We start from the raw sequence: 1,134 nt of genomic DNA, 5'->3' as shown, positions 1-1,134 counted from the left end.
CTTTTTGGGTTTTGGGGGTGCCCGCGGCCCCCCGGCCCGGGGGGGGGGGGGGGCGGGCGCCCCGGGCGCCGGGGCCCCGGCGGGGGCCCCCGGCCCCCACCTCCGTGGCGAAACCGGAGCGGGCGCGCGCGAGCATGTCGGGGGAGGGTTCGACGCCGTGCACCACACCGTCGGGACCGACCCGGTCGAGCAGCAGCGTCAGCCCGACACCGCCACCGAAGCCGATGTCGGCGACCGTCGCGCCCGAGCTCGGTGCCGCCGCGTCGACCGCGGCGGCGATGGCGCGCTTGTTGCCGCGATTGAGGACGAAAGCCACGCCCTTGCCGAGCATTCCGTGCGGATTGCCGAGCTGATCGGCGATGGTCGTGAGCAGGCGATCCTTGACCCCAGGCATACGGCAATCGTAAGCGCTCGGCATGGGTGCGATCGGGGTTCGGCAGAGTCTTGCCCACTCGCTCATCACCCACCGCGGTGCGCTCCTACAAGGCGCTGTGACCTGGGTCATCCGAATCGGTTGATATGACTGCGGTCACAGTCCGGAATACGCTGGTGAGGCGAAGGTCACACTGCGTGGTACGAACTGTATTCCGGGTGTTCTGCTGCCGATTTCAAGCCGTTCGGCGGCCGGTTCGCAACCGGTTGTTCGGCACAATGAAGGCCTCGCGACAGGTGCTAGGGCTCGATTGCTAGGTGCTGATCTTGTTTGCAGCGTTGTAAACAAACTTGGAGTCTCTTTTAACGCGTTTCGCGTCCGGCAAATCGAAATTCCGTTGCCAAATCCCCAGGTAATCGGCTATGTGCGCCATCCTGATCGGCATTGGGCAATCAGCGGGAACATTCCCGCGTGGGCGCGCCGGCTGTCGTGTGACTCGTTGTCGAAGGTTTGCCGCAGGTGAATTTCCGGTGTCGGCGAGCACCCGTCGAGAGAGCCGCCGGAAGTTAGCTGTGGCGGTGAAAATCGGTGGATCGACAGATGTTTGCTGGTTCGCAATCAGTACGCCGGACCTGCGCGTTGGGGGTTGCATGGGCATAACGATTGTGTACAGTTGACGGTAACGCTGGCCGCAGCTCGAGCCCGACTCGCGGCGGCCAGCGGGACTCCAATGGGGGGGTTCGAAACCCAGTCTCTTATAA

General features: G+C 64.6%; 1 pseudogene. It reads right to left on the bottom strand.

Annotated features, from left to right (window positions below):
* Positions 1 to 394: pseudogene (locus ACFWPJ_RS33455) on the bottom strand (SAM-dependent methyltransferase); the annotation flags it as partial.
* Between the last annotated feature and the right edge of the window lie 740 nt (positions 395 to 1,134).

The organism is Nocardia sp. NPDC058497 (assembly GCF_042720195.1).
Lineage (GTDB): Bacteria > Actinomycetota > Actinomycetes > Mycobacteriales > Mycobacteriaceae > Nocardia.
Note: the sequence above shows the minus strand (reverse complement) of the source record. Positions and strands in the feature narration are given on the sequence as shown.